The 26,007-nt window shown below is 60.2% G+C and carries 14 protein-coding genes; 7 read left to right on the top strand and 7 right to left on the bottom strand.

Annotated features, from left to right (window positions below):
- Positions 1 to 90: 90 nt before the first annotated feature.
- Positions 91 to 321: a helix-turn-helix domain-containing protein gene (locus QX039_RS29175; protein ID WP_315774035.1), complete on the bottom strand. Its 231-nt coding sequence runs from the start codon at positions 319 to 321 to the stop codon at positions 91 to 93.
- 595 nt (positions 322 to 916) lie between these two features.
- Positions 917 to 4,312, bottom strand: coding sequence for a TM0106 family RecB-like putative nuclease (locus tag QX039_RS29170; RefSeq protein WP_315774033.1), 3,396 nt, complete (start codon positions 4,310 to 4,312; stop codon positions 917 to 919).
- Between the two features lie 142 nt (positions 4,313 to 4,454).
- On the opposite strand from QX039_RS29170, the gene QX039_RS29165 reads away from it, so the two are divergent.
- The 4 genes from QX039_RS29165 to QX039_RS29150 are packed head-to-tail and all read left to right on the top strand — an operon-like array spanning position 4,455 to position 14,570.
- Positions 4,455 to 6,278 (top strand): AAA family ATPase, encoded by a 1,824-nt coding sequence (locus QX039_RS29165; protein ID WP_315774031.1) that lies wholly within the window; start codon positions 4,455 to 4,457, stop codon positions 6,276 to 6,278.
- 2 nt (positions 6,279 to 6,280) lie between these two features.
- Positions 6,281 to 6,949 carry a 4Fe-4S single cluster domain-containing protein gene (locus QX039_RS29160; protein WP_315774030.1) on the top strand — a complete coding sequence of 223 codons (669 nt, stop codon included), beginning with the start codon at positions 6,281 to 6,283 and terminating at the stop codon, positions 6,947 to 6,949.
- Entirely contained in the window at positions 6,946 to 13,203 is a 6,258-nt protein-coding gene (locus QX039_RS29155) for an AAA domain-containing protein (RefSeq protein WP_315774026.1), read from the top strand. The genes QX039_RS29160 and QX039_RS29155 overlap by 4 nt, the downstream gene beginning before the upstream one ends.
- Positions 13,200 to 14,570, top strand: coding sequence for a hypothetical protein (locus tag QX039_RS29150; RefSeq protein ID WP_315774024.1), 1,371 nt, complete (start codon positions 13,200 to 13,202; stop codon positions 14,568 to 14,570). Before QX039_RS29155 ends, QX039_RS29150 begins: the two co-directional genes overlap by 4 nt.
- A 278-nt stretch (positions 14,571 to 14,848) precedes the next feature.
- Here the strand turns inward: QX039_RS29150 and QX039_RS29145 are convergent, their stop codons facing one another.
- Together QX039_RS29145 and traA are read right to left on the bottom strand one after the other, a co-directional pair.
- A complete protein-coding gene (locus tag QX039_RS29145; protein WP_315774022.1) occupies positions 14,849 to 15,103 on the bottom strand; it encodes an AlpA family transcriptional regulator in 255 nt (84 codons plus the stop codon).
- 128 nt (positions 15,104 to 15,231) lie between these two features.
- A complete protein-coding gene (gene traA / locus QX039_RS29140; RefSeq protein ID WP_315774020.1) occupies positions 15,232 to 18,243 on the bottom strand; it encodes a Ti-type conjugative transfer relaxase TraA in 3,012 nt (1,003 codons plus the stop codon).
- Between the two features lie 170 nt (positions 18,244 to 18,413).
- On the opposite strand from traA, the gene QX039_RS29135 reads away from it, so the two are divergent.
- Entirely contained in the window at positions 18,414 to 18,740 is a 327-nt protein-coding gene (locus QX039_RS29135) for a conjugal transfer protein TraD (RefSeq protein ID WP_315774303.1), read from the top strand.
- A gap of 1 nt (position 18,741) precedes the next feature.
- Positions 18,742 to 18,960 (top strand): conjugal transfer protein TraD, encoded by a 219-nt coding sequence (locus tag QX039_RS29130; RefSeq protein ID WP_315774305.1) that lies wholly within the window; start codon positions 18,742 to 18,744, stop codon positions 18,958 to 18,960.
- Positions 18,961 to 19,059: 99 nt separating this feature from the next.
- Here the strand turns inward: QX039_RS29130 and QX039_RS29125 are convergent, their stop codons facing one another.
- The gene (locus QX039_RS29125) at positions 19,060 to 21,774 is read right to left on the bottom strand and encodes an AAA family ATPase (RefSeq protein ID WP_315774306.1); all 2,715 of its coding nucleotides are present in this window, start codon (positions 21,772 to 21,774) and stop codon (positions 19,060 to 19,062) included.
- A 576-nt stretch (positions 21,775 to 22,350) separates the two neighbouring features.
- Between QX039_RS29125 and QX039_RS29120 the strand changes: the two genes are divergently transcribed.
- Positions 22,351 to 23,751: a DUF2130 domain-containing protein gene (locus QX039_RS29120; protein ID WP_315774308.1), complete on the top strand. Its 1,401-nt coding sequence runs from the start codon at positions 22,351 to 22,353 to the stop codon at positions 23,749 to 23,751.
- Positions 23,752 to 23,877: 126 nt separating this feature from the next.
- On the opposite strand, the gene QX039_RS29115 is transcribed toward QX039_RS29120, so the two are convergent.
- Entirely contained in the window at positions 23,878 to 24,087 is a 210-nt protein-coding gene (locus QX039_RS29115) for a KTSC domain-containing protein (RefSeq protein WP_315774309.1), read from the bottom strand.
- On the bottom strand, positions 24,084 to 25,943 hold the full coding sequence (locus tag QX039_RS29110) for an ATP-binding protein (protein WP_316219535.1): 1,860 nt from the start codon (positions 25,941 to 25,943) through the stop codon (positions 24,084 to 24,086). Before QX039_RS29110 ends, QX039_RS29115 begins: the two co-directional genes overlap by 4 nt.
- Positions 25,944 to 26,007 lie beyond the last annotated feature (64 nt).

Here is a 26,007-nt window from a genome sequence, read left to right as displayed (position 1 = left end):
CTATATAATTGATAAGTTTTCGTTTTTCGAGATTTGGCGTTTAAGTGGGGGCGGGGAATGGGGACGGAACTGCGTGACGGATTGTGATGATCACGCTCGGTCAGACACGGCAATGCTTCGTCTTCCAGGCGCACGGCACGACACCATGTTTCTCTTCTCCCAGGCTTCGAGTTCTCCGACTGGGTAGAGGATTGCTTTCCCGACTTTGACGAAAGCCGGGCCAACGCGCATCGCTCTCCAATTCCGCAATGTGCCTACGCTCACGGCGCCACGATAGCGCTCTGTGACCTCCTCGGCGGTCAGGTATTTCCGATCTTCCATGCCGTCACTCCCATCACCATGGGTACGCTCGGAGCATTCAACATCCCGCTCGGACATGGAACTCGCGTGAGCGACGGGTCGCACGAGGGCGGGCGGTCGGCGTTGAATAGGCGTGTCTTAGCTCACGCGGCTGAAGCCAGCCAGTGAATCGAGCAGCGTCATCGGTAGACGAGATTCCAGTCGGGGATGGGCCAGAAGCCGTAGTCCTCGCGGTCATTGCCCAACGAATCTCTCGACCAAAAATACCGAGAACAACCTTGAAGCCGATACTCGGCTCCCGGTGACTTGAAGCTTCTCAACATGGAGGGTCGGTGATTCCGCGTCAATCAGTCGCCTGCCCGGCGCGACCAGACCAGCGTGTACTCTTCGTCGCTGCGGGCGGAGCGATGGAAGTGATGGTAAGCTGCGATCGAGGTATGAGGGCGTAGACGAAAGCAAAATCACGGAAGATATCGCATTTCTCAAGACCGAAATCTACCTGCGGCATGTCGAGCCGCGTTCACAAATCCTGACGTCGTTCGATCGATTTACCGTTCGAGCCTGACAGTGGATTCGATTTGATGATGGACGCATCTACATAGTCCAGCGATAACCCTTACAATGCTGACGCCATTTCGGCGTACCGACAAAAGGCATTAGCTAGTTGCATTTGACGAGGGGTCCGGCACTCGACCTCAAACAAACGCGGCGAAGCGACCATTATGCAAATGCACTTCGCTCGCGAAACGGCGACGTTGAGCCGATTGGCGCTGTACAGAAACTCCATTCCGCGCGGCGCATCCGCAGGACTTGAAGTTGTCATAGAATAGATGACGATTGGGGCTTCCTGGCCTTGAAATTTGTCTACGGTGCCGATGCGCGCGCCGGGGAGGCGCTCCTGAAGCTCGAAGACTTGCGCATTGTACGGCGCGATGATCAGCACGTCGTCGAGCGAAATCGGGGACTCACTACCTTTCCGGTCGACCCAGGTCGTGCCTGACCCTAGGATGTCCGCAATTAGGTCGCGGATCGCATCGGCTTCTTCTGGCGACGAACTCTGATTTCCGTCGTGCTGGATCGGAAGGTAGCGAAGGCCAGAGCCGTTGATTCCGGACTTGATCCTGATTTCTTGCCACTCAAGTCCCGGCCGAGACTTCAGGCGACCTTCATAGAACAGTTCCGAATTGAAGGCACAGATGAGCGGATGAAGCCGCCACGTCTCAGCGAGGAATAGGCCCCGATCGGCCGGAATGGTGGCATGAGGGCCAAGGACATGGTTCAGGGCCGAAACTCCGACGCCATCCGGATGGCTTCCTTGAATCGGCTGCTCCAATTGCCGCGGGTCTCCCAGCAGAACGATGCTCTGTGCAGCTTGTGCGACGGCCAACACGTTCGCGAGAGCCATCTGAGCGGCTTCATCGATGAACAGCACGTCGACGCTTAGACGTGCGTCCGGCCGGGCCCAGAAATACGATGTCCCTCCGCCGACGGAACAGTTCGTCCGCAACTCGTCGAGGGCATGCTCGTTCTTCTTGATGAACTTCAAGCTGTCGAGATCGTCTTCTTGATGCTTCTCATCGACTTTTTGAACACAGCGGATCGGAAGACCTTCTTCTCCTGCAGCTTCGACGACCTCGTCGAGAAGATTCCGAATGACTTTGTGACTATTGGCGGTTATCCCAACTCGCTTTCCTGCGCGCACAAAAGCACAGATCATGCGGGCCCCGGTAAATGTCTTCCCGGCACCCGGCGGTCCTTGGACCGGATAGACGCTCTGGTCCAGCGCAAGTGCAACCCGGGTGGCGGTCTTCAAACTATCTTCGCCCTCGACCTGCAGGCTCTCTCCCTGGAGCCGCGGCGCGGTCGATAAGAGAAGATCGCGCGCAGCGCGGTGCTCGCCGGCTCCTTCGATTCCGTTTTCCGCCACGTACTGTCCTAGCCGGAAGAGAGCCTCGGGACGTTCGTCGCGATCCACCGATTTGTGAGCGAAGACGGCTTCCGGATGGAAATCCGCGGTGTCGCCTCGCTTCTTGATGTCGATGGTTCTATCTTCATGCGAAATGGCGACGACGCTACCGAACTTCTGCCCGCCGACGCTCCGGAGTTCGCTGTCGGGCCGAAGATCGGTATCTTGAAGGACGAAGTTGTACCTATGAACAGGCACCTTCGGGGTGCCACCGGCCACTTCCTTGAACGTAAGCCCAGATAGACCGGCGCGTTCATGGAGCAGGTCGTCGGCGGATAGATCACGGAGCCGGAAATATTCCCACCAAACGGCCTTCTTCTCCCGGCCGTGAAAGTCCAGCATGAATGCCAGCAGCCAGCGGGCTTGCTGCTCGGTGGTCCGTTTGGCGACGTCGTCCGGGATACCTTCCGTAAGCCTTCCGACGAGCACTGCCACCTTCTTCTGCCAATCGCCGAGTTTCTCGCTGACCTCCGCGGGCTTTGGAACGGGCCGTTCGATATCTTCGCCGCTGGCAATGAGACTGGCACGCAGCGCTTCGAGCCACTCCCGTAGCGCGGCCGTCGAGTCGCAGTCGTCCTTGTTGTAGCCGCGGATCGTCTCCTTGTCCGCATCGGGAACGCCGGCGGCATCCGCCATTTCGAGGCGCGCCTGAGTCCTGGCCATGACCGCCCCGACGTCCTCCAGCGGAACGCTGCGGGTAAAGGAGTACAAGGGCTCGAGCTTCTTAATCGAATAGCTCTCCACACTGGCACGAATCCCGTGGCGTACGACGGCGAACAGATCGACGAAGATCTCGGCCCGAAGAAGGTTATCGACTTCGTTCTCGCGCGAGGCGTAACGGCCCATCAGGCGCTTCATGGTGGCCGGCTCGTACGGCGCGAAATGGTAGATGTGCAGATCGGGGTAGGATTTGAGGCGCTCGGTCACGAAGTCGACGAAGCGCTCGAATGCGGCCCGCTCTTCCCGCCGGTCCGAGGCCCAGTCACCCATGTACGTCGGCTTCCCTTCGTGATCGAGGAAGGAGTAGCCGAACAGGAATTCTAGGCCGCCTTCTCCAACGAAAGGATCACCCTCGAAATCGAAGAAGATGTCGCCTCGAGACGGCGCGGGAAGCCGTGACAGGCCGAAGCCGGCGATAGGCGGTAGCGCCTCATACTTCATCGAGCCGCTCGTTCTGCCTTCGACCTGAATTCTCGCCTGCTCGCGGACCTTTTCGTAGCTCTTGGCAGCTCCGCGTTCCGGCCTCCATTCAAGAGGAATAGGCATGGCGGCGAGCGCGGCCGTGCAGCCGACTCCGCGTCTGGTCAATTCTCCGATCTGCGACTTGCTGATACCGGCGACCAACGACAAGTGGTCGTCCCGCCGCCTCCGATCGTCGCAATCGTGGCGCCACCGGCAGATGTCGCAATGTTCGATAGGTTCGGGATAGGCGGCGTCGACGCCGTTGGTGATCGCCCTTTCGAGGCTGGATCTCACTTGCCGGTAGTAGGCTGAGTAGTCGGCGATACGGTAGGTTTCCAGCTCAAAATTCGTACCCGGGGTCACGACGTGGGCCGACGTCGGCTCGACACCCTGCATCGCGGAAAGCATGTCCGAATACAGTGATATCTGCAGAACCGTGTTCCCCTTCGTTTCGCGCGAGAGCTTCGTATCGGTAACTTCGTACGACCAGGCACCGAACCGACTCGGCGTTTCCACGCGGCGAAGCACGTCTGCCCGGCCGTTCCACGTCCCGAATTGTAATGCTCCTTGAACGATGACCGCATCGCCGCGAGTCATGGCCTCCAAGGTCGCCGAAATGGACTTGGGATCGAGCCCTCCATCGATCACCGTCACGGGCATTCCGAGCGTCCTCAGATGATCGATGAAGGCCTGTTCGTGCGCGGCACCGCGCTTGGCAAGGGTCTCAAGAACCGGATCCCAGACCTTGGGCTTCTGAAGCTCGCCTTTGGCCACTTTGAGGTCGAGTTCCGTCAGATACGCACAGTTCAGGTGCCCGACCAAATCGGTCGAACTCAGACACAAATTCCCGCCGACGTTCTGCATTCCCCACCACAATGCCGTTTGCCGGCGACCCTACTCGGCCGTCTAGCGTGCGCCCATTATGCCATTTTCCTAGTCGATCCGACTCGAAAGAGGCGAGTAATCTACTATAGTCGCGCAAAGAGTGTGGGCGGGGGGCGAGCCGGTGGGGGCTGGTACGGTCGAGAAGGCGAGATGGCTGCGCGATTTGCTTCGCTTTCTGCCCTTGCGAAGCCAATTCGTCCTTTCGGGCAATACTAGGGATCTCCAGATCCATGAGGCCGCGCCTGGCCAGATCACATCGGTATCCCTAGCCCGAGCATTGCCGGACGCGCTGAAGGACGCCGGCTATGGCCGGATCGCGAGCTTCGATCTTTTGAACGGCTTTAGAGCCCTCGAACCATCCGACGATAGCTTTCTGACGCATCTTCGGCTGTCGCCTGCAAACGGCACCGCTGCCGGCGGTATCGATCTGTTGGCCTCGGCCCTTGAACGGCATGTTCCATCCGACGGCCTGCCCTCGGCCCTCATCATCGACTTCGCGTCGCGCTTGATCACTCGCAGCGAGGCCCTCTCTCCTGCCGAACATCAGCTGTTTTCGCGCGCGTTGATCCTTTCCCACTCTGCGCGCGCGCGCCCGGCCGGCGATCGTCGTCAGCCATTTTTCAACACAGTGATCTGGATCGCGGACAAAGAAGGGGACCTTCCCGACTGGTTCCTAATCGGCAATCCACGTATTCGGCACATTCCGATCGGTCGGCCCGACCACCTGGCCCGGCGGACCATGATCAGCTCGTTGATGCGGGGACTGCCTGGCGCTCAAAATGCCGCGCCGGTCGACTTGGAGAAGTCGACCAACGGATTCGTCGACGAGACCGAGGGACTCCTGCTTCTCGACCTCAGCGCGATCGCTCAGCTCTCCCGAAGCGAAAACGTTCCATTCGATCGCATCTCCGATGCGGTTCGGCGGTTCAAGGTCGGCGTCACCGAAGACCCGTGGCGCAAAATAAGCCACGACAAGATCAGCTCGGCGGACGAGTTCGTAAGGCGCCGCGTGAAGGGACAGGCGCACGCCGTCACTCACATGCTCGACATCGTGAAACGCGCCGTCACCGGGATCGGCCAATCACCGAGGGGAGGCCGACCGAGGGGCGTCGCTTTCCTCGCCGGTCCCACCGGAGTCGGCAAGACGGAACTCGCGAAGACAATCACGAGCCTGCTGTTCGGCGACGACAGTGCATACATCCGCTTCGACATGTCCGAGTTCAGTGCCGAGCATTCAGATCAGCGCTTGATCGGTGCCCCGCCCGGTTACGTTGGATACGACGTCGGCGGCGAACTCACGAACGCGATCCGGGAAAAGCCATTCAGCGTCGTCCTTTTCGACGAGATCGAGAAGGCGCACCCGCGAATCCTCGATAAATTCCTTCAGATCCTGGATGACGGCGTCCTCACCTCGGGACGAGGCGACCGCGTCTACTTCTCCGAAGCTTTCATCGTCTTCACGTCCAATCTCGGTATCTACACTCCCGGCCCCACGGGCGAGCGGATCGCGAACGTGACGCCCGAGGAGACGTTCGATGCGGTCAAGCGGAAGGTCCGCACCGAGATCGAAAAGCACTTCAAGCAAGTGCTCAACCGGCCGGAAATATTGAATCGCATCGGCGAGAACGTGATCGTCTTCGATTTCATTCGCGGAGATGTCGCCAACGAGATCTTCGATCAGATGTTGGACAACCTACTGAACGACGTCAAATCGCTAGGCTACGACGTGACACTGTCGGAACAGGCCCGCGCGACGCTGCGCGGTCTGTGTCTGGCGGATCTTTCGAACGGCGGCCGCGGCATACGCAATCAGGTCGAAGCCCATCTCGTCAACCCGCTTTCGCGCGGTCTGTTCGATAGGGGCGCAGCAGCAGGAAGTCGATTTCGGGTCTTGGAAGTTCAAACCGGGGCATCGTCGACGCTTCGTCTCGAAAGCGAGCCATAGAGATGACGGTTCGCATCTCCCTATCGCGTATTCATTTTCCCGTGACGACTTTAGGACCCGGACGAAGGCTCGGCATTTGGTTTCAGGGTTGCTCTATCCGTTGTCCGGGCTGCATTTCCATGGATACTTGGGTCGAAGGACGAGGAGACACGACGGTCGAAGAAGTCGTCAATTCCATCATCCCGTGGATCTCGACGGCCAACGGCATCACCATCTCGGGAGGCGAGCCTTTCGATCAGCCCGACGCTTTGTTGGAACTAACGGCACGTATTAGGTCGAAAACCGAGGCGGACATACTCGTCTTCACAGGATATCTGTGGGCGTACATCCGCGACATGGTTGGCACGTCCCCCGCTACGATCGATGCCCTCGTTACGGGGCCTTTCGACTTCGAGGAAAAGCAGACACTTGCTCTGCGTGGGAGCGACAATCAGGAACTTCACTTCATCACGGAGAAAGGGCGCGCCCGGTTCGCCAACTTCGAGCGCCTGGCCGACGAGCGGGATCGGTCCGTCGACGTTATGTTCGACGAAAATGGCGACGTTTGGTTTGCCGGTATACCCGCGCGCAATGATTTTCGTAGACTGCAGGAACTACTTGAAAGCAATGGATCGGCACTCGACATTTCCGAGGACAAGCGCATTTTTTCCATGCGGGCTCGACCGGCATGATAAGACTTTGCCCGAACTGCCAAACCGAGCGCCCCGTCACAGAATACTTTTGTGAGGGCGCGGTCGACGACCGCAATTGCGGATGGGATCTGTCGTCGGTCGATGTGACGCCACTTGGCCGGCCGCAACCTGCGCCTGTCCCTCCCGCGCCGACGCCAACCAATCCGACTTGCCGCAACGGGCACGCCAATTCGCCGGGCGATCTCATCTGCAGCACCTGCGGAGAAAATCTCGACGAACCGGCCCCGCCCGCTCCACGACCCGAACCGGATACCGAACCATCGCCGACCGAGACAATCATCGACGGCTGGCGTCTTCTCGACAGGATCGAGTCTTCAAGCACGGTTCGTGAACGCTATACGGCTGTGCAGGACTCCAGCGGACGTCGCGGAGTGCTTACGTTATTTGCAACCACGTCCGAACCGGACGGAGCGATCTACGATCTGCTGCGAAAACTTCCGCGCGATCACGTCGCCGAAATAATCGCGACCGGTCGCTGGTGCGAGCGGGCTTATGAGGTCGTAGAAGAATTCCCGGGCGGTACTATCGCGGATCTGTCGCTGGACGTCGGCGATAGGCTGGCGCTTGAGAGGTTCATCAGCGAACTTGCCCTAGCCGTACATTCGCTGACCGAGGCAGGCCTGCGCCACAGAGATCTCCGTCCTTCCACCATTTTCGTTCGCTCCCAGGACCCGCTCGACCTCGCTATCGGCAGCTTCGGCTCCGCACGGCTTTCGGAATACGATCTCGACATCGCTTCTCCGCTAGAAACGACCCGCTACATGGCGCCAGAAGCGATTGCGGGCGGCGTAGCGGCGGCCTCCGACTGGTGGAGCCTAGGGATGATCCTGCTGGAGCGGATCACCGCAGGGGCCTGCTTCGAAGGCATCAACGAGCAGGCCTTTCTGATCCATGTGTTGACCAACGGTGTACCGCTGCCGGAGGATCTGGCTCCTTCTTTTGACCAGCTCCTTCGAGGCCTTCTCGCAAGTGATCGCCGTCAGCGGTGGCAATGGAAAGAAGTTCAGGCCTGGTTGGCGGGCGAAGCAGTGTCGGCACCTACAGGACAGAAAGTCGGCGAAGCGGAGGGGCGCGCATCCATCACGCTCGGCGGCAAGCAGTATCGATCGGCCGGTTCGTTCGCTCTTGCCGCTGCCGAAGCGTCCGTCTGGGATGAGGCAAGAGGCCTTCTCCTGCGGGGGGCGGTGGCGACTTGGGCCATGGAGGCGGGCTTCGACGCGAAAATGCCCGCGGCGCTGCGACAGTTCGCAAGGGTCGAGGAACTGAACGAAGATCTGAGGCTATCGATCTCGTTGAAGACACTGAACCCGTCCATGCCTTTGATCGTTCGGGGCAATATCGTTACGCCGGGCTGGCTGCTCGATCATCCCGACGACGGCTTCAGCCTCATCACGGGCCCGGCCCCAGATCTTCTTCGAAAGGTCGATGCGGACGATCTACTTTGGCGTCTGAAACTGCGCGCCGAGACGGTCAGGAAGCGCCTGGAGCAGCTCGACATTGACGTCGAGGAAGACCTGCTTCGCGTGCACCTCCTCTCGACGTCAATGGCCCGTTTGTCGGCTCTGTGGGAGGAGAAGCGGAGGCTGCTTCCCGACACCGACCATGCGGGGATAGTTTCGCTCGTCGAGCGGCGACAGTCGGCCGAAGAGGATCTGATAATTCTTCTCAGCGCATCGCCGAGCCAATTCCGCTCGGTGGAGGAGGTGATCGGGGAGGTAGCCAAGCAGGCTTCATCGGCAGGCTTGAGCGCCTTTTCGGAGGAGGAGGCTGCGGCGCGACTCGCGCGGCCTCGCCGTGAAATCTACCAGGCCGTCGACGAGCGCATACAGAATTTCGCCAGGTGCGGGATTTCGACGGTCGACGAATGGGCCGACGAATTTCGTCTTGACCGACGCATGCCGATCGGTCGGGCGCTCGCACTTCTCTCTGTTCCGAAAGACACGTGGAAGCCGCTTCCCAAGCAAGGCTACGTTTCGACCATTCTGGATTTTTTCGCGAAAAAGATATCAGGCGGCGTACTGCGCGGACCGCTGACGCGGATGCTCATCGGCAAGACCGCGAGGATAGATCTGACCGAGTTGAATGCGGCGCGACTGCCGGGATCTGAGATTCTTGGTCTTCTTTTGGCCAGAGCGGGTCGAGCAGTGAACGTCGATCCTGCTGCGTTTTCCGAGAACGAGGGACTGGAACGCAGACTGCGGTCTCTCCATTCGCATGCACTGCTCTACAAGCGAGATACTGGGATCGACGGTCTATACATGGGATTTCCCTTTCTCCTCATGCGAGACGGGAAACCGAACACGAAGCCGAGGATCGCGCCCGTCCTGCTCTGGCCGGTTAGCGTGTCGCCCGAGGTTGGAAACCGTGGTCACGTCACGATCGGGTACGGGCGCGAAAAGAACGCCGAGGCGGACGCCGAATACGTCGCCGTCAACCCAGCCCTCGAAGGCATGGTGGGAATTCCCGAAGCAAGACGATGGCAGGAAGCGGCGGACGAGTTGCTTACCCGTGGCAGTCTTACGGCTCAGGATGTGATGGATGCGTTCAGCCAGCTCGCCACGCCGATGGGAAGCGAGTTGACGCCCCTTCCCGGGAAGGACGTGAAGGTCGGCCCGCACGAACGACAAATCGTGCCTGCAGCCGTGCTATTCCATCTCGCCTTCATGGGGCAGGCGGTCATGAAGGATCTCCAGCTCTTGAGACAAATGCCGCCCACGGCGACCGCACTCGAGGCGGCACTCCGTCTCACGGATCAAAAGTCGGCGCCGCCTACGCCGGCCCCGGTACGGGAGATCGATCGCTACTTCACGGCCGACAGCGATCCCTCCCAGGAGGCTGCGGTGATCGAAGCTCGACAGGCACCAGGCCTCGTCATAGAGGGGCCACCAGGGACGGGCAAAAGCCAAACCATCGTCAACATGGTGGCGGACGCGATCGGCAGAGGCAAATCGCTGCTTGTGATTTGCCAGAAGCAACCGGCAATCGACGTCGTCAGGAAACGCCTCGAAAGAGAGCGGCTTGGCGACCGGTTCGTCATGATCACGGATGCGACGCGAGATCGCGAGGCTATTGTCGGTGCGATCCGCTCCCAGGTCGAAGCGCTGCACAGTCGTCCCGCGGGCGGCTCGCCCGCATGGAAGCGCGATCGCGATCGATTGGCAGCCCGAATAGAAGTGCTCGAAGCGGAACTCGATCGGCAACAAGCCGCTTTGCACGAAGTCAACAATCGGACGGGATTGACCTATCGGTCATTGCTCGGCGAACTTCTGGCCATCGAGGAAAACGAGCCGAAGCCCATCGATGCGCCGGCGCTTCGTTCGCTACTATCGGATTTGCATCCGTCGGACATCGCAACCGTCGAGGAGAATTGCGGACCGCTTGCAAAATATTGGCTTCCGGCAAAATTCGAGGGCAATCCCCTGTCCTCTCTCAAGGTCTTCAACCCGGACCGCGGAACGGCGGAGGAGTTCGGTCGATCCCTTCGCACCTTCTCGGACCTGGAGGCAGGACGCGAGAACGCGGAAGCGGAGACTGCGGACTCGTTGAAGATTTCAGATTTTGATGCCTTCCGCCAATGGCTTCGGACGGCCGAGAAGCTTCGCTCGATCAGCGATGGCCTTTGCGCCAATCTCGGACGCTGGCTTCCTTTGTTTAGAACTCCCGAGCGCGGCGGGTCTAAGGGCACGAATATGCTCGCCGATCTCGTCCAGCTTCAGGAACGCCTCGCTTCGCTTGATCCGGCAGCCCACCAGCCGGAGCAGGTCCGGAAACTGGTGGGGGTCCACGACCACGAGCTAAGATCCACTTCGGAACTGGCGGCAGCGGTACTCCAGCCAGCGACGGGATTGGCAATGATCAATCCCATGCGTTGGCTTCGAAAACGTCGTCTTCGCGCTCTGCTGACGACCATGAATTTTGCCAACGACGACCGAGCCATCTCGTCTTTCCGCCGCGGGGCCGAACTGGAGTTGGTGCTCAGGCCGCTGAGAACGCAGTTGGCCGGATATCTCACCGTGCTTTTCGGCAAGGCTCCCGATCACGACGTTGCTCCCGGCAAACTCGCCGAATTTTCTAGGAACCTGCATTCGATACTTGCGGTCGTCCACAACCTCGTGACCATCATCGACGACTGCCCCAACCGGGCTGAGCTCGATCGGGCAGCCATTACCGGAAAGGTCGAAGGCATCGACTGGTTCTTTGGGCGAGCGGATCGTGCCCTCAGAAGACGGGATGTCCGGCAGCAAAGCCATGTGGCGTTGGATGATCTTGCCCGATATTTTGACGAGGGTTGGATCGAATCGCGACGCGCGGCGATCGACGGCGGCCGTTCAAACGAGCCCGCCCTCGCCGAAATACTCCAGGCGTTACCGATGCTGGTGCCCTACCAGGAATTTCGGCTCCGCTCCGTTCGTCTCGGCGACAAGGAACGTGCTATCTTCCGCAATCTTCGCTCGAAGGAAGCTGAACTCTCGCCGCTCGGTACCAGCGATCTTGATTCTTGCATCCGTGCAACCATCGGACGGGAGGCGCGGCTGGCCTGGAAGAGCGCGATGGAAGCCGCCAATCCGGAGGTTCTGCTCGATACGGGAGCGGTCGAAGCGAAGGTGAGGTCGCTTGCCGAAGCCGACGCGCAGATCAGGGATTGCAACAGGGAGCTTCTGATCCACGGCATCGACGTCAGCCGGGTCCACCCGACGCGAGCGTGGGAACCGATCACTCGACTGCGCGGACCGAGGGCGTTGCGACTTCGAGAGTTCATCGAGAAAGCCGCTCCGCTCGGCCTTTTCGCGCTGCGGCCGGTTTGGCTGATGACTCCCGACATCGCGAGCCGCGTGCTGCAGGCGCGGCCCGGCACGTTCGATTCCGTCATCTTCGACGAAGCCTCGCAGATGCCGGTGGAATATGCGTTGCCGTCGCTATTCCGGAGCAAGATCGTGATCGTGAGCGGCGACGAGAAGCAGATGCCGCCTACGACATTCTTTGCAAGCAGGGTTGAGAACGACGAGGCGGCAATCTTTGATGGCGAGGAGCCGGAGGAGGAAGCGACCGAAGAGGAACGCGAGGCCTTCACGGAAACGTGGAATCGGCGGGAGATCAAGGATTGTCCCGACCTGCTCCAGCTTGCGCGCTCTGCCCTCCAAAGCCGAACGCTGCAGGTCCACTATCGTTCGAAGTATCGCGAGCTCATCTCGTTTTCAAACGCTTCGTTCTACGCGAACGGTCTCAGTGTACCTGTTCGCCACCCTGACGAAACGATCCGGAGGATCAAGCCTATCGAGGTTCTCCGCTCGGACGGCATCTACAAGAGCCAGACCAATCCCAAGGAAGCCTCCGATGTGGTGGAGTATCTCAGTAGCCTCTGGGAGGACGCTTCGCCGCCGTCGATTGGTGTGGTGACGTTCAATCGCAAGCAGGCGGACGCGATCGAGGACGCGCTTGAAGATCGCGCCGAAAACGACGAGGGATTTCGCGATGCCTTGATGCGTGAGCGTGAGCGCATCGAAGGCGGCGAGGATATGGGCTTCTTCGTTAAGAACGTCGAGAACGTTCAGGGCGACGAACGCGACATCATCGTGTTCTCGACCACTTTCGGACGCAACGAGCATGGCGTTTTCCGCAAGAGCTTCGGGGCGCTCGGTCATGCCGGCGGTGAACGACGCTTGAACGTGGCCGTGACCAGAGCGAGGGAAAAAGTCGTCATCGTCACGTCCATGCCGGTATCCGAGATTTCTGACCTCCTGACTCGACGCAGCGGACCGCGTGTACCTCGGGACTACCTGCAGGGTTACCTGGAATACGCTCGTGCCGTTTCGGAGGGATCCGCGGACTCCGGCAGGACCTTGCTCGAACGCCTCGTGACGGAAAAGAGTCCACATCACGAATATGAAAGCCACGCAGAGGATGGCTTCACGAAATCCGTCGAGAAATTCCTGGAAACCAATGGATGGAAGCCGGCAAAGGCGCGCGACGGTGGCGCGTTCAGTCTTGATTTTGCGATCACCGATCCTCGTACGGGTCTGTATGCGCTAGGCGTAGAGTGCGACGCTCCGCGGCATTTGTTGCTCCAGAGAGCGCGAGCGCGGGAGGTCTGGCGTCCAAAGGTTCTGAATGGAGCTGTCCCGTTCATTCACCGCGTGTCATCCTACGCTTGGACCCATGCCGGAAACGAAGAGCGTCAACGCCTCAAGCAAGCCGTCGAAAACGCCCTGCAAAGCGGAGGAGGATACCAATGAGTGGTCCGAAAGCCTTCCGGATAGTCACCCGCGCAGAAGTTATCTCAATTTGCCGCCGCAGCTTGGCCCGCCTCGAGGCGGCTATCGAATTTTGGACTTTGACCTGCAAACGTAATGGGACGATCGATCAGTCGGATATCGACCGGGTTATCGCTCGACGCGACGAAATTCGCCGCATGCTCAACGCGGATAGGTTCACGGACCTTCAAAAGCAGGTCATAGCCGAGATCTCGTATTTGAGCGCCGATACCGAGCGACGCGCCGAAAAGGCCGCAGAATCTGAAGCGAAGCGCAAGAGCGATCAGAGGCGTGCCAAGTCCGCTGCCCAGGCACTGCTCGAGAAGTTCGAAGCTTCCCGCATCGAAATCCCGGTCGATCTACGACGCGAGCTTACGACCCCCGCGGCGTCAGTCGAGAGCCTCAACAAGGCTGTAAGCAAGGGGCTAATGCTGCTTCAGCCGGCGGATCGCTCCGAAGGCGTCACCGAGCGTCAGCGGGCGCTCGCCGATCGGCTCGGTGCCGGCGACCGTCGTATCACGCTCGAGGAGTGGACTTCCCAGCAAATCGGCGCAAGCGACGACCAAGCTTTTTTGAAGGTGGACAAGCTCCTCGGCGAACTTGCTAGCCTTGGGATCGAGCCGAGTCCTTTTTCCGCCCGGATCGCCGCTCTCGAGACTGAGCCACGCGCCCGGCGGGCTCTTGTTGCTGACAGTCTGCTCCTCGATCTCAGCGCTGCGATCAAGACCGGACGCGAGCGCGCACGCCTCGAACGGGATCTTGCTGAGCGGCATGCCGAGCTGTCGGAGATGAAATCGGCCGAAGCGGCCGCGTTGCGCGTTGAGATCGAGCGGGCCATCGCGAGGTCCAGCGCCAATGATCAGGAACTCGTCCAACGCGCTGACTTACTGATTGAAGCCGAAGTCCGCTCTATGGCTGCGGAGGAGCGGCGACGCGCCGTCTTGGACGGGCTCGCGAGCCTCGGCTATGAGGTGTCCGAGGGGATGATGACGGCGTGGGTCGCGGGCGGCCGGGTCGTTCTCCGAAAGCCGGCTACTCCAGGGTATGGGGTCGAGCTTTCAGGTGGATCGCAGGCTGACATCATGCAGGTCAGGGCCGTAGGTATCGGCAATCCGACCGACGCACGCGATGCAGGACGAGATAAGGACATGGAAGCGATCTGGTGCAGCGAATTTGGGCGGTTGCAGTCGTTGGTCGCGAAAGCCGGAGGAAACGTCTCCATCGAAAGTGCGCGTCCCGTGGGTCAATTTCCGCTCAAAGTGGTACCTGATCTCGGCATCGCTGCAACCGATAGTGACAACGCAATAATTCACCATCTAGCTCGCGCGGGTCGTGCCGCCGATGTTTGATCGCATCTCTAGCCACTTGAGTTCCGATCAGGCGACCAAGACAAAGCCGCGCTTCCTTAGAAGTACTTTGATCGCCTTTGCCGACCGAAGGCGAACGTTTCCAAAATTGCTCGGTCTGAGCTTTAGAGACTACGCCTCCCCTAAGCACAGCCAAGAGGTGTTGGATGCGGAAATGGAAGAGCGTCAGAGATGAACTCGGGGTTTCGGATACACTGGCGCAGGAAGCGTTCGCGATTGGAATTAGGAGCGCACGAAGAAAGGATGCGAGAGCGGTAGCCTTACGCCCTGCCGTCGGTTGCAGGATGCGCCATTGGGTTTACCGGCCTTTTTGGAGACCCGCCCTCGGGACGCCATCCAACTGGATCTACGATCCAGCGATTGATATCGGATTCATGCCAGCCCGAGCCGTTGCTGCTGATTTTGAGCTGGGCCGGGAAGGTGCCCTCCGCGATCTTGCGGTAGATGGTGGATCGGGACAGCCCAGTCCTGGCGAGGACGGTCTTTAGCCGAATGATGCGGTCCGGTTCGCGCATGGCGGCGCTGCCTCTTGCTGGCTGTTGCTGACGGCTTGTGAGACCAGAGAGGCCTAGCAGCTGCGGACGGACAAGAGGATCTCGTAAGTTGCTGGTTATAGCGTAGAGCCGGCGGCAAACGGGATGGTTCAAATTCCGAGGCCCCGGCCCCTGCCGAGGTCGATGCCATGGGCGAAAGCCAATTCATGACCGAGCCTGCGGCCTGATTCGAAGGCGATACCGAGCTCCCGCTTGCGGCTGGCGAGGATGGATTCCAATTGCGGATCGCGTTCGAGGCTTTTGGCCATGTCGCCCATCGCCGTGCGCGTCGCCTTATAGCGGGCCATGTCGCCGGCTTGATACAGGCGCTGGCTGGTCTGCTCGAGCTTCCGCCAGCGCTCCACGAAGCGGTCTGCGCGGCGGCCCGGATCGACGCGGAGTTCGGTTTCGAGCTGGAGCGCGCGCACCGCGCGGCTGACCTGGCCACTAGCGGCCTCGCGGGCCAGTTCTGGGTTCTGCTTGTAAGCGGCTTCGGCGTCGTGCGGGCCATAGGGCCGCAGCGCCTCGAAGGCCTGGCGGGCGTTCTGCAGCTCTTTGACCTGTTTGGGGCTCGCTCTGCCGCCCGTCTCCTGCGTGGCGAAGATCGCATCCACGGCGCGGGCATGGCGCACGAGCGCCCGGGTCCGGCCGCGACGCGCTTCCACTTCGGGATCTTGCGCTACGTTCCTTGCCGGTATTTCGGCTTCGCGGCGGTCGGCGGCTGTAGCGCTGTTTTCCCTTTCCGGCGATCCCTGCTCGGGTCTTCGTCCGCTATCCCGGTCGGGCACCTCTCCAGGGACGCGTAGGCCGCCGAACATGTCGCGCAGCTTCTCCGGTACGACCTTGCGCACGATCTCGGCCACGCGCTCGCGGAACGTGATCCCGCGCCGCTCGGCGTAGCTCTGGACCGGATCGGCACGCTCGTAGTCCGAAGCCATGTCCTTGGCGCGGCCGCGCGACAGACCGCGGACAAGCCGGTCCCGATTGCCAAAATCGTCGTGGCCGTAATGCAGGTCGACGCCGTCGCGGTGCCGCGACAGCGCGACATAGCTGCTGTGGGCATCCATGCCGGGCGTCGCCAGCACATGGGCGCGGTCGACCGTCATGCCCTGCGCCTTGTGGATCGTCGCCGCATAGCCATGGTCGATCCGGTTGTAATCCTTGAGGTCGAAGCCCACGGAGCGGCCATCGTCGGTCTGCACGGTCATGGATTGCGAGCTGACCTGCTCGACGGTCCCGATCGTACCGTTCTTGACGCCAAGTCCGCGCTCGTTCTGCAGGAACATGACGCGATCTCCGCTGGCAAAGGTTCTCGTGCCGCGCTCGACCGTCACATGCACCTCGTCGCCTAGATCGCCGGCCGCCCGCATCCGCCCGCGCGCTGCCTCGTTCAGCGCCCGGACCTCGTCATTGGTGTGGGTAAGGATGATCCGGCTCCGACCCGGTGAGGCCTGCCGGTCGCGGTCCCAGCGCTCGATCAGATCGCCGCGTGCCTGCTCGCGGGTCTGGGCCTCATGCACCATGTCGTGGGAGAGGTACGCGTCAAGCGCATGGTCCACTTTGCCGGTCGCCAGATCGCGCGTAGCGTCGCGCTGCCAGTCCTCCCGCTGACGGCGCACTTCACCGATTTCCACCCCGCCGTGACGCTCATGAATCGAGCGGAACGCGCCACCCGCCTCGATGGCTTGCAGTTGCTGCGGATCGCCAACCAGCACCACCTTTGCGCCAGCATCGGCAGCATGGGACAGCACGCGCTCGAGCTGGCGCGTGCCCACCATGCCCGCCTCGTCGATCACCAGCACATCGCTTGATCTGAGCAATTCACGACCTTGTTCCCAGCCATGCTCCAGGCTGGCGATCGTGCGCGACGCAATGCCCGATCCGCTTTCGAGGTTTTCCGCCGCAATACCGGAGAGCGCCACGCCCCGGACCTCGAAGCCCGCCGCTTCCCAGGCCTCTCGCGCCACGCCCAACATCGCGCTCTTTCCCGTCCCGGCATGGCCAACCACGACGCTGAGATCGCGTCCGTGCGTGACATGCGCCAGCGCCTCGGCCTGCTCGCCGGACAGCACCAGGCCGCGCGCTTCGGCACGCGCCAGAGCGGCTTCTCGATCCGCGTCACGCACCTCATGGCGCTCCCGTTCCGCCATCCGTTCGGCGGCACGGTGCAATCGCTGTTCCGCCTCGATCATTCCGCGGGTGGTGAACCGATCCTCGCCACGGGCGTCCTGGCCGAGTTCGACCAGATCGGGCGCTCCCTGCATCACGCCCATCACCGCGTTGAACTGGTTGAGCCCGTCACTATGCCGGTGCGCGAACTTTGCCAGATCGCGGTGTGTGAAGGTCGATTGCTGCTGCGTGATCGCGTCTAGCCCAAGTGAGGGATCGGCGATGATCCGCGCGCCATTGCCGCGCGCGATCTCGCGGTGCATCTCGGCCCGGTCGGCCTCACCGCCTTCGCCGGCGAAGCCCCGAACCTCGATCCGTTTCGCCGGTGCGCCAATCTGACTTTGTGGCTCCAGGGCAATGCCCTGAGCTTCCAGACTGCGATGGTCGATCCGCGCGTCGATGTCGAGCTCGGCCATGCGGTCATTTGCAAGCTCGGCCCAGCGTTCGCGCCAGCGCTCGACCATCTCGGTGCGGTTCCAGTCGCGTACCTTCTGGCCAAAACCGTTCTCATACACCGCCCGCATGGTCAGCATGACATGAGCATGTGGCTTCGGCATGCCATCCTCGGCCATGTCCCAATGCACATTGAGGTCGGCGATCATGCCAAGACCGACGAACTCGCTCCGAACGAAGTCCCGGGCCAACTCGATCCCCTGTGCCTCACTCATCTCGCGCGGAAGGGCGAACTCCACCTCGCGGGCAAGCTGGGCATCTTTCCGGACCTCGAACGCTTCGACAGCGTTCCACAGCCGCTCCCGGTCGCTCCACGCTTCCGGCGCATTCTCCGGCAGCATCACCTCGGAATGGACGACGCCGCGCTTGCCGGAAAATTCCTGATCACGACCAAGCCGTTCGTCGCGCAGCCGCGAGGCAGAGCGGTAGGCCGCCGATGCCACCGCGCTGCTCCCGGCCTTGCGGCCGATGACCTTGACGTGAAGATGATAGATCGCCATCGCGACCAGAGCATCTACACAGCGAAGCGTACGTCGGCACGACGTATAAGCGCGCCCTCCTCGAAAAAATCTCGGGAGGGATCGCACCGTCTCAGCCCGTCCTGAGGACCCTGCAGCGTTGTCCCGAGTGCCCAGCTATCATTTCTCCATAAACGCTCAAGGAGACGACGATGCGAAAGCCCCGGGACTTTGATGCTGAACTGAAAGCACTTACGGACAAGGCGCGCGATCTCAAGAGTCGCAAGGTCCAGCAGCTCGGTGAACTGGTCATCACTATCGGCGCAGATTGCCTCAGCACCGACGAACTCGCGGGTGCACTGATCGTGCTGACGGAGATGAAGGATACCGGGAAGAGGGAGGCATGGGCCAAGCGCGGGGCCGCGTTCTTTCAAAGCCGGGCGCGGCGAAATTCGCCAGCAACTGACCGCAACATGGACGGCGCTCCGGCGCAACCGGGCGGCGCACAACCGGTGTCAAGCCGTAAGGGCGCGACATGACATGCGCACGTGGCAGGTCGAGCGCCGCAAGCGTACCCGGCACCTCATCGAACTCGGCGGCCTCGTCGTTAAAGCCGGTATCGTGGACCTGATAGGCAATGATCGCACCACGATTCTCGGCGCGCTGATCTGGATTGCTGAGAAACTAAAAAGCGATCATGGCGGAAGGGCACTCGCGATCTGGGCTGCAAAAGGAAAGCAAGCGTTTGAGGCGGACTAGATGACCCGCAAGGGGGGGGGCAGAACGTCGTGATGCATGACGATGCGATATGAGTGCACGACGGCGTGTCGGAGCGACCGGCGATGGCGCGATGCATTATCATTCTGCCTTATCTTGACGGATCCGAATGTCGGCGATCCACTGTGCCAGCGCTTTGATTTCCGCTTCGATGGCCGATGGCGCGGGAAGCCGCGGATTGATCTCACCGGGCTGACTGTGAAGGAGCGCCGAGCACCGTCCGAACGCCTCACGCATAGTGGTGCAATCGATATCGGTGAGCACGGTGAGCTTGATGAGGCCCGTCGTGTCCACCTTGCGGGACAGGCGGCGGATCACCGGCCCGACCACTTCCTCGACGGCGCGCTCCCAGGTGGTGCGGAGTTGGTCCTGGAAGGACGTCACCTCGCGCAGCCATTTCGCCTGATCGCCGCGTTCGTGATGGATCCTCACGTTGGCGAGGTGGGCCTTCATCCCCTCGATCACCTTGTCGAGGGGCATGACATTGGCGGGCGGATCCTGATGGCAGTAACCCGCATTTTCGGGGCCGCGGCTGATCAGGCGGTATGCGACCGGCGTCGCTTCACGGTCCTTGGTCGCCCGGCAGGCTTCGTCGAGAAGAAGCAAGAACGCCATGTCGTGGGTGAAAACGATCACCTGGCGGGTCTGTCCCGCTTCCGCCAATCGGGCAGCTACCTTGTCGCGATGCAAATGGTCGAGCGAAGACACAGGATCGTCAAACACGATCGCGGACTGCGCATCGATGGTCGACAGCTCTGCGAGAAACGCGGCCAGCGCGACGCAGCGATGCTCGCCTTCGCTCAGGACCTTGCCAACCGGCTCGTTCGGTTTGTTGATCAGCCTGACTTGGAAGAAGGGTACGCCGGCAGTGGTCTTGGCCTGCTGAAGCTCGATAGCGAGACCCGCGACGCCGAGCTTGTCCACCTCAATTGCGAACCTGCCTCGCAGGCGATTGGTGACGAGAGCTTGAGCGATGCGGGCGCTCTGGGTCGTGATCTTGTTCGTGGCCGTGTCCTTGCTGGCTTTCTCGATCGCTTCAATAGCTTTGAGGCGTTCGATCTGAGCAAGCACATCGGCTTTCACCACGTCGAGCCATTTGCGGTCAGCGAGGCTGTCGCGCTCGCCGATAAGCGCGGCGCGTTGCGGGGAGCTGGCTTCCGACTGCAGGCCTTCGATACGCGTGGCGATACTGCTGAGGACCGTGACCAGTGGATCGAGCGAGATGGCGACTTGTTGCGGAAGATTAGGTAGAGTTGCAAGATTGTGGGTTCGCAAGATGGCACGCAGCCGCCAGGCCAGTTGCAGGATCTCGCGGCGAAGAGTGCTCGCGACCTGCTCCTGGCCGATATCGTCGCGGATCGTAGCGACGATCGAGGTGAGATCCTTCATTGAGATGGCTTGTGACGAGACCTCTTCTAGCTTCTTGTTGTATGCGTCTGTGGCCTCCTGCTCACGGCGCTTGCTCTCGTCCTGCACGAATGCCTCGAAGCTGCTGAGTCGCTTAGAGGCATCTTCGCTGAGTGGCTGCTGGCAAAGGACGCAGTGGGCTCCAATTCCTGTCACGGGGAACGGCTGGTCTGTATAGGCGGCGGCGTGGGAATAATCCCGGGCCGCCTCCCACAAGGCCTTCCAGACGTCCGAGCCGATGTCGGGCAACGGCTCATCGGCGAACAGGTCGGCGGAGGCGGCCGCCGCGGCGGAGCGAGCTGTTGCAAGATGCGCATGGGTGTCGCGTAGCGCGGTTCGGGTTTCGTCCACCGCGGCTGCCATGAGCCGCTCGATCTGCTTTATCGCCGACTTGATGCGGGCTTCTTGGTTCTGGAGTTGACGGACCGTGCGCGCGGGATCGCTGGCCAGATCGGTGCTGAGCGTTTGGAGCCGGGCTTCTTCCTCCGCCGTTAGGCCCGCGAGCCTCTCGACCACTTCCGGCTTCGTCTTGCCCGAGAGGCCCGAGACAAGCTTGCCGACCGGCGTGTCCAGCTTACATTCCGGTTTTGACAGGATTGCGGGCTCTTGCTCTTGGAGCGCCTTTATCTCGGCAACTAGTTTGGCCTTTACGTCCTGGCACGTTTGCGCGAGACCGGCGAGGATCCGGAGCGGCAGCGGCGTGTAGGCGAGATCGTTTGTGTTCTCGACGTGGACATTGGCCGTGCGTGAGTCAAACACACTGATGGCCGAGAGCATCGGGTCGGGCGCGTTACCCTGCGTCCAGGATGCACTTCGCTTCTGTCCCCCGATGAAGAAGTCGACGCTGGCCGTCGGAATGCCGGAGCCAGCCGCATAAATGTTTGGAAGGATTGCGTCGCCCTTCGGCGAGCGTGCCCTGCAGAGCTGTTTTAGGACGCGGGCGTAGCCGGACTTGCCGGCGCCATTGTCGCCGTAAATGATGGTAAGCCCCGCCTTGCCGAATGAGAGGCGTTCGCCCGGCGCAAGCGCGTTGACGTTCGACAGGCTGTGAAGAGCGCCAAGGCTGACGACGGCGTGACTGGCTGCGGGGTCCCTGATGTGGCTCGCATCGAGTGGGACGGCTGTCGCGTCGCTTTTACAGATCGCGACGAGGGCGGTGATGTCGGCGACGTCCAGCTTGGTCTGGTTGCTCAACCGGCGTAGCGCGTCGCGTTGCCATGCCGGCAGGTCCCCCGACCAAGTGAGGATGTCTGCGAGCGCTGCCGCCTCGTTCGAGAGATCGTTCTCCTGCGCTTCCATTTTCCTGCCCTCTTGATCGCGCCGTGTCTGATCGCCGGCCGTTTCCCCATGATGCCTATGCTCGGTGGTCACCGGTTCAGGTGCCACCACCTAATGCGCAGCTCCTGACCGAGCGGCACAATTCAGCCGCCGGCCCGGCCCGGTCCAGCGAATTCATCGGGGTGCACTGTCTGGGTCAGGTAAGTGCGGTGGTCAGGCCGTCCAGGCGGCCCAAGGCGGCAGTGGCTCGGTCCAGCAGACCGACCAGCTTGACCCGGTCGACGGGGGAAACCGGCGGCAGTGGAGGGGCATGAAGGCGCGTACAAGCTCCCCGCCCACCGAGCTTTCGACAGAAGTTCCCTGCCGGGCTCCTGACGCGGTGGCCAAGCAAGCTATCCTTTCCCTATGATCCCTCGTAAGGAGAGGATAGTGCATTTTCTTTTCCTTAGATTGGGCGGAGCCTATCGTTTGGGTACCTCTGTGCCGTGGGCCGCCGGCTAATTCGCCCAGATCGGAAATCGGGGGAAAATGCCCGTAACCATTGTGCACTGCTTGACCGGCCTAGGGTGGCGTGTTCTAATTTTGTTCTCATGAGGAGGGGAGTTCGCCCTCACGCTGGTTGGCCGGGTCGGGCTGGATTCATCCTTCGAGACTACCGCAGATGCGCCAGCCCTTTGGACAGGAAAAATGCACGAGATCATCTGTCCCCACTGTAACAAGGCCTTCAAGGTCGACGAAGCCGGCTATGCCGAGATCCTGAAACAGGTCCGTGACGCCGACTTTGAAAAACAGCTGCACGATCGGCTGGAGCTGGCCGAGCGCGACAAACAGAGCGCTGTGGAGCTAGCCAAGACCAAGCTCAGCAGCGATCTCCAGAAGACCGCGGCCGCCAAGGATGCCGAAATCCAGGAGTTGAAGGCCAGGCTTGAGGCGAGCGAGGTGTCTCAGCGGCTCGCCGTCACCCAGGCGCTCAGCGCCGTGGAGAAGGAGCGCGACGGGCTTGCAAATGCGCTTGCCCAAGCCGAACGCGAGAAGAAAGCTGCCTCCGAGCTGGCCGAGGCCCTTCTGGCCACCGAGGTTCACAAGGTGTCTGCTGCCAAGGAGGAGGAGATCCGCGAGCTGAATGCCAAGCTTCGGGCTGTCGAGCTTGAGAAGAAGCTCGCCGTTACCGAAGCCGTCGGTGCTCTCGAGAAGGAACGCGATGAGCTGAAAAACGGCATCAAGCAGGTGCAGCTTGAGAAGCAACTCGCCGAAAAGTCGCTCAAGGACAAATATGAGACTCAGATTAAGGATCGCGATGACGCGATCGAGCGCCTCAAGGACATGAAGGCGCGTCTCTCGACTAAGATGGTCGGAGAGACCCTCGAACAGCACTGCGAGACCGAGTTCAACCGGGTGCGCTCGATGGCCTTCCCGCGCGCATATTTCGAGAAGGACAACGACGCGCGGACCGGCAGCAAAGGCGATTATATCTTCCGGGACGTAGATGAGGTCGGCACCGAAATCATCTCCATCATGTTCGAGATGAAGAACGAAAGCGATCGAACCGCGACAAAGAGCAAGAATGAGGACTTCCTGAAGGAGCTCGACCGAGACCGCAACGAGAAGGGCTGCGAATATGCGATCCTGGTCTCGCTACTTGAGCCCGACAACGAACTCTATAACTCGGGCATTGTCGACGTCTTCCACCGCTATTCGAAGATGTACGTCATCCGACCGCAGTTTTTTCTGCCGATGATTACGCTTCTGCGAAATGCCGCGCTGAATTCGTTGAAGTACAGGAACGAGCTGGCGCTCGTGAAGGCGCAGAATATCGACATCACGCAGTTTGAAAGCCAGCTGGAGACGTTTAAGAACGGCTTCGCGAAGAATTACGATCTCGCCTCCAGGCATTTCCAGACGGCGATCGCTGAGATCGATAAGTCTATCGATCATCTCCAGAGAACGAAGGATGCATTGATCGGTGCAGACCGTAACTTGCGCCTTGCAAACGATAAAGCCCAGGACGTCACGATCAAGAGGCTGACCAAGGGCAATCCAACAATGGCAGCGAAGTTTGCGGAGTTGAAAGGCCAAGCTGCTGAGTGAGGTGTCGGTGCCGCATGTCAACAAGCCCTCGCAGGTGTAGGGACAGCGCGGCGTCGTTGACGTCGTTGGCTATTAAACACCGACGTAGTTCGACGGAGTCGAAGTGCTCACCTCATACCCGATCAGTCATAGGCGAGCGTAGCGGTACTGCCCCTTGACACTTGAATTTAAGAAGCCTCCGACCGACGAAGATCGCATAAGCTCGTCGTAAATCTGCTCGGGCACGTCAAAGTATTGATAAACCGCGCCGGTCTTGAATAGTACCTCGAGGGTGCGACTGGTCGCATCATAGCCGACTTCGGCGATATTCGATGAGCTTACTGCATCGCGCTTCATTCCGTCCCTCTCTCTAATTCGATACCTTCTGGAGCCGCCGTCTCAACAACAACGTTGCTTGGTCGCGCGTTTTGCCGCCGCCAAAGTTCGACGGCTTCAGAATACTTTGCTGGGTCACGCTTCTGATTCCATCCGCCAGGGCCTTCATAGCCATCGGCTTCAGAGCCGGAAACCACAACCTTCGGATCGGAGCTATCGGGTCTCCGGTTTACGCTCGGTGGATTGATAAGCGTACGAATCGGCAAATTCACCGCCTCACCGATAATAACAGCCTCTCCCGTCCGAAGGACAGGAAGCATCGCAAATAATCCGTCAAGGTTGTCCGAGGCGGCACCTTTAACGTGGCTACGATCTGTCGCATTGCTCAATCGAAGCGCGAATAGCGTCCCACACTGTGAAAGAATCGTTTGATCTATTTCGGCTGGCCTTTGACTAACGAGCATCATTCCAATGCCGTACTTTCGACCTTCCTTGGCGACCTTGCGAACAGCTGTGGCGGCGATTTGCTTTTCGCCGAGATAGGCGTGAGCTTCCTCAAGAACGACTAGCAGTGGCCGTTCTCGTCCGCCTTCTGGAATGTTTCGAGCCCAGTAAAGGGCGTCGTAAACAATGCGTAGGACAGCTCCCACCAGCTCGGATTGGATCGCTGGAGGAATGTTCGATAAATCAAGAATCGTAATGGGGCTGCGGTCCCCGAGCCAATCCGACAGCAGTGTATCGAGATCTTGTTCTGTTTTCCCGTCTTCTGCGGGACAATAGGGACCCGGCCTCAACATAAAATCAAACCGGGGGTCACGAATTTTGGAGCCTAACGCATCCATCTGCCTACTGACTGACAGGGACGATCGACTTAGCCGTATTTTTTCGGTATCACCTTTTATGTCCTTCGCTGCACGAAATCGCGGCGGTATCCCTCGGATTGCGTCGCCTTCTTGTACAGGCTTGTTAGTTGCTGGATCGAGCTCTAGCGCCCAAGTTTCCTTCGATTGAGGTTGTCCGTCTCGTTCAAAGTGAGTCGATCTCATCTCGCAATGTAAGTCAAACCATAGCTTATGAATGCTAAAGGGGACCGGCGTATCAACGCTTAAGGTCTCGGAGTCGACGCCGGGTCTTGGGTAGGTGGTCAACCCCTCTAGTTTTAGAGCCATGATGCGGTCAATGACCGCTCCCCGATCACCGGGATTGTCTATGGAGCCAAGCGTCACTGGCAACAATTCGTCGAGGGTCATTGCCCAGTAGGGGATGTAAAGCGGCCGTTCTCCCTTTTTGAGATCTGGATTAATACGGAACACTGCAGCTCTGTCCTGTAGCGCTCTCCCATACTCTCCATGAATATCAATGACGAGGATGCGCGCGGATGGATAGCGGCTGCGGTCTGATAGCGCGGCCAGCAGCCCCGCCACGGTGGTTGACTTTCCGGAGCCTGTTGTCCCTAGTACGGCGCTATGACGTGTGACTAGCCTATCAATCTCTACCAATGCAGGAATGCTGCTCGCGCTTGCTAGCTGCCCGACTTGTACGAAGCGGTCATCGTTGGGGCGTCCATAAATTGTTCTAAGATCGGTCTCGGTGACGAGGTGAGCGGTATCACCAACAGTAGGAAACTGAGAGATGCCTCTGTCGAATCGAGCGCCTGGCTGGCCCTCCCCCACCAATTGGATCGTCATCCACCGATTGCCATGAACTTCGATTTCGGCTAGGCGCTCTGGCACTGCACTGGCGCCGACCTGCGAAATTACTCCATAAAGATTCACAAAGCCCAATGGAATTCGAACAAAGCCGCCAACTTGTCCGACGCGATAGCTTTGTCCTTCAATGAAGCTCAGGCCCGAAACTGTCTCGCTACCTAGCTTCACTCTGACGGTAGCTCCGCTGACATCCTCTACAGTACCAAGCAATGTGGGATCTGTTCGAGCCACG

Origin of the sequence: Bradyrhizobium sp. SZCCHNR1043 (assembly GCF_032489675.1) — a bacterium.
Taxonomy (GTDB): Bacteria; Pseudomonadota; Alphaproteobacteria; order Rhizobiales; family Xanthobacteraceae; genus Bradyrhizobium.
This window is presented reverse-complemented; position numbering and strand designations above follow the sequence as displayed.

What these genes read in the sequence shown, in the direction of transcription:
- QX039_RS29120 (WP_315774308.1), top strand. Translation starts at nt 22,351, where the DNA reads ATGCACGAGATCATCTGTCCCCACTGTAACAAGGCCTTCAAGGTCGAC.
- QX039_RS29135 (WP_315774303.1), top strand. Translation starts at nt 18,414, where the DNA reads ATGCGAAAGCCCCGGGACTTTGATGCTGAACTGAAAGCACTTACGGAC.
- QX039_RS29155 (WP_315774026.1), top strand. Translation starts at nt 6,946, where the DNA reads ATGATAAGACTTTGCCCGAACTGCCAAACCGAGCGCCCCGTCACAGAA.
- traA (WP_315774020.1), bottom strand. Translation starts at nt 18,243, where the DNA reads ATGGCGATCTATCATCTTCACGTCAAGGTCATCGGCCGCAAGGCCGGG.
- QX039_RS29130 (WP_315774305.1), top strand. Translation starts at nt 18,742, where the DNA reads ATGCGCACGTGGCAGGTCGAGCGCCGCAAGCGTACCCGGCACCTCATC.
- QX039_RS29145 (WP_315774022.1), bottom strand. Translation starts at nt 15,103, where the DNA reads ATGCGCGAACCGGACCGCATCATTCGGCTAAAGACCGTCCTCGCCAGG.
- QX039_RS29170 (WP_315774033.1), bottom strand. Translation starts at nt 4,312, where the DNA reads ATGCAGAACGTCGGCGGGAATTTGTGTCTGAGTTCGACCGATTTGGTC.
- QX039_RS29150 (WP_315774024.1), top strand. Translation starts at nt 13,200, where the DNA reads ATGAGTGGTCCGAAAGCCTTCCGGATAGTCACCCGCGCAGAAGTTATC.
- QX039_RS29160 (WP_315774030.1), top strand. Translation starts at nt 6,281, where the DNA reads ATGACGGTTCGCATCTCCCTATCGCGTATTCATTTTCCCGTGACGACT.
- QX039_RS29115 (WP_315774309.1), bottom strand. Translation starts at nt 24,087, where the DNA reads ATGAAGCGCGATGCAGTAAGCTCATCGAATATCGCCGAAGTCGGCTAT.
- QX039_RS29175 (WP_315774035.1), bottom strand. Translation starts at nt 321, where the DNA reads ATGGAAGATCGGAAATACCTGACCGCCGAGGAGGTCACAGAGCGCTAT.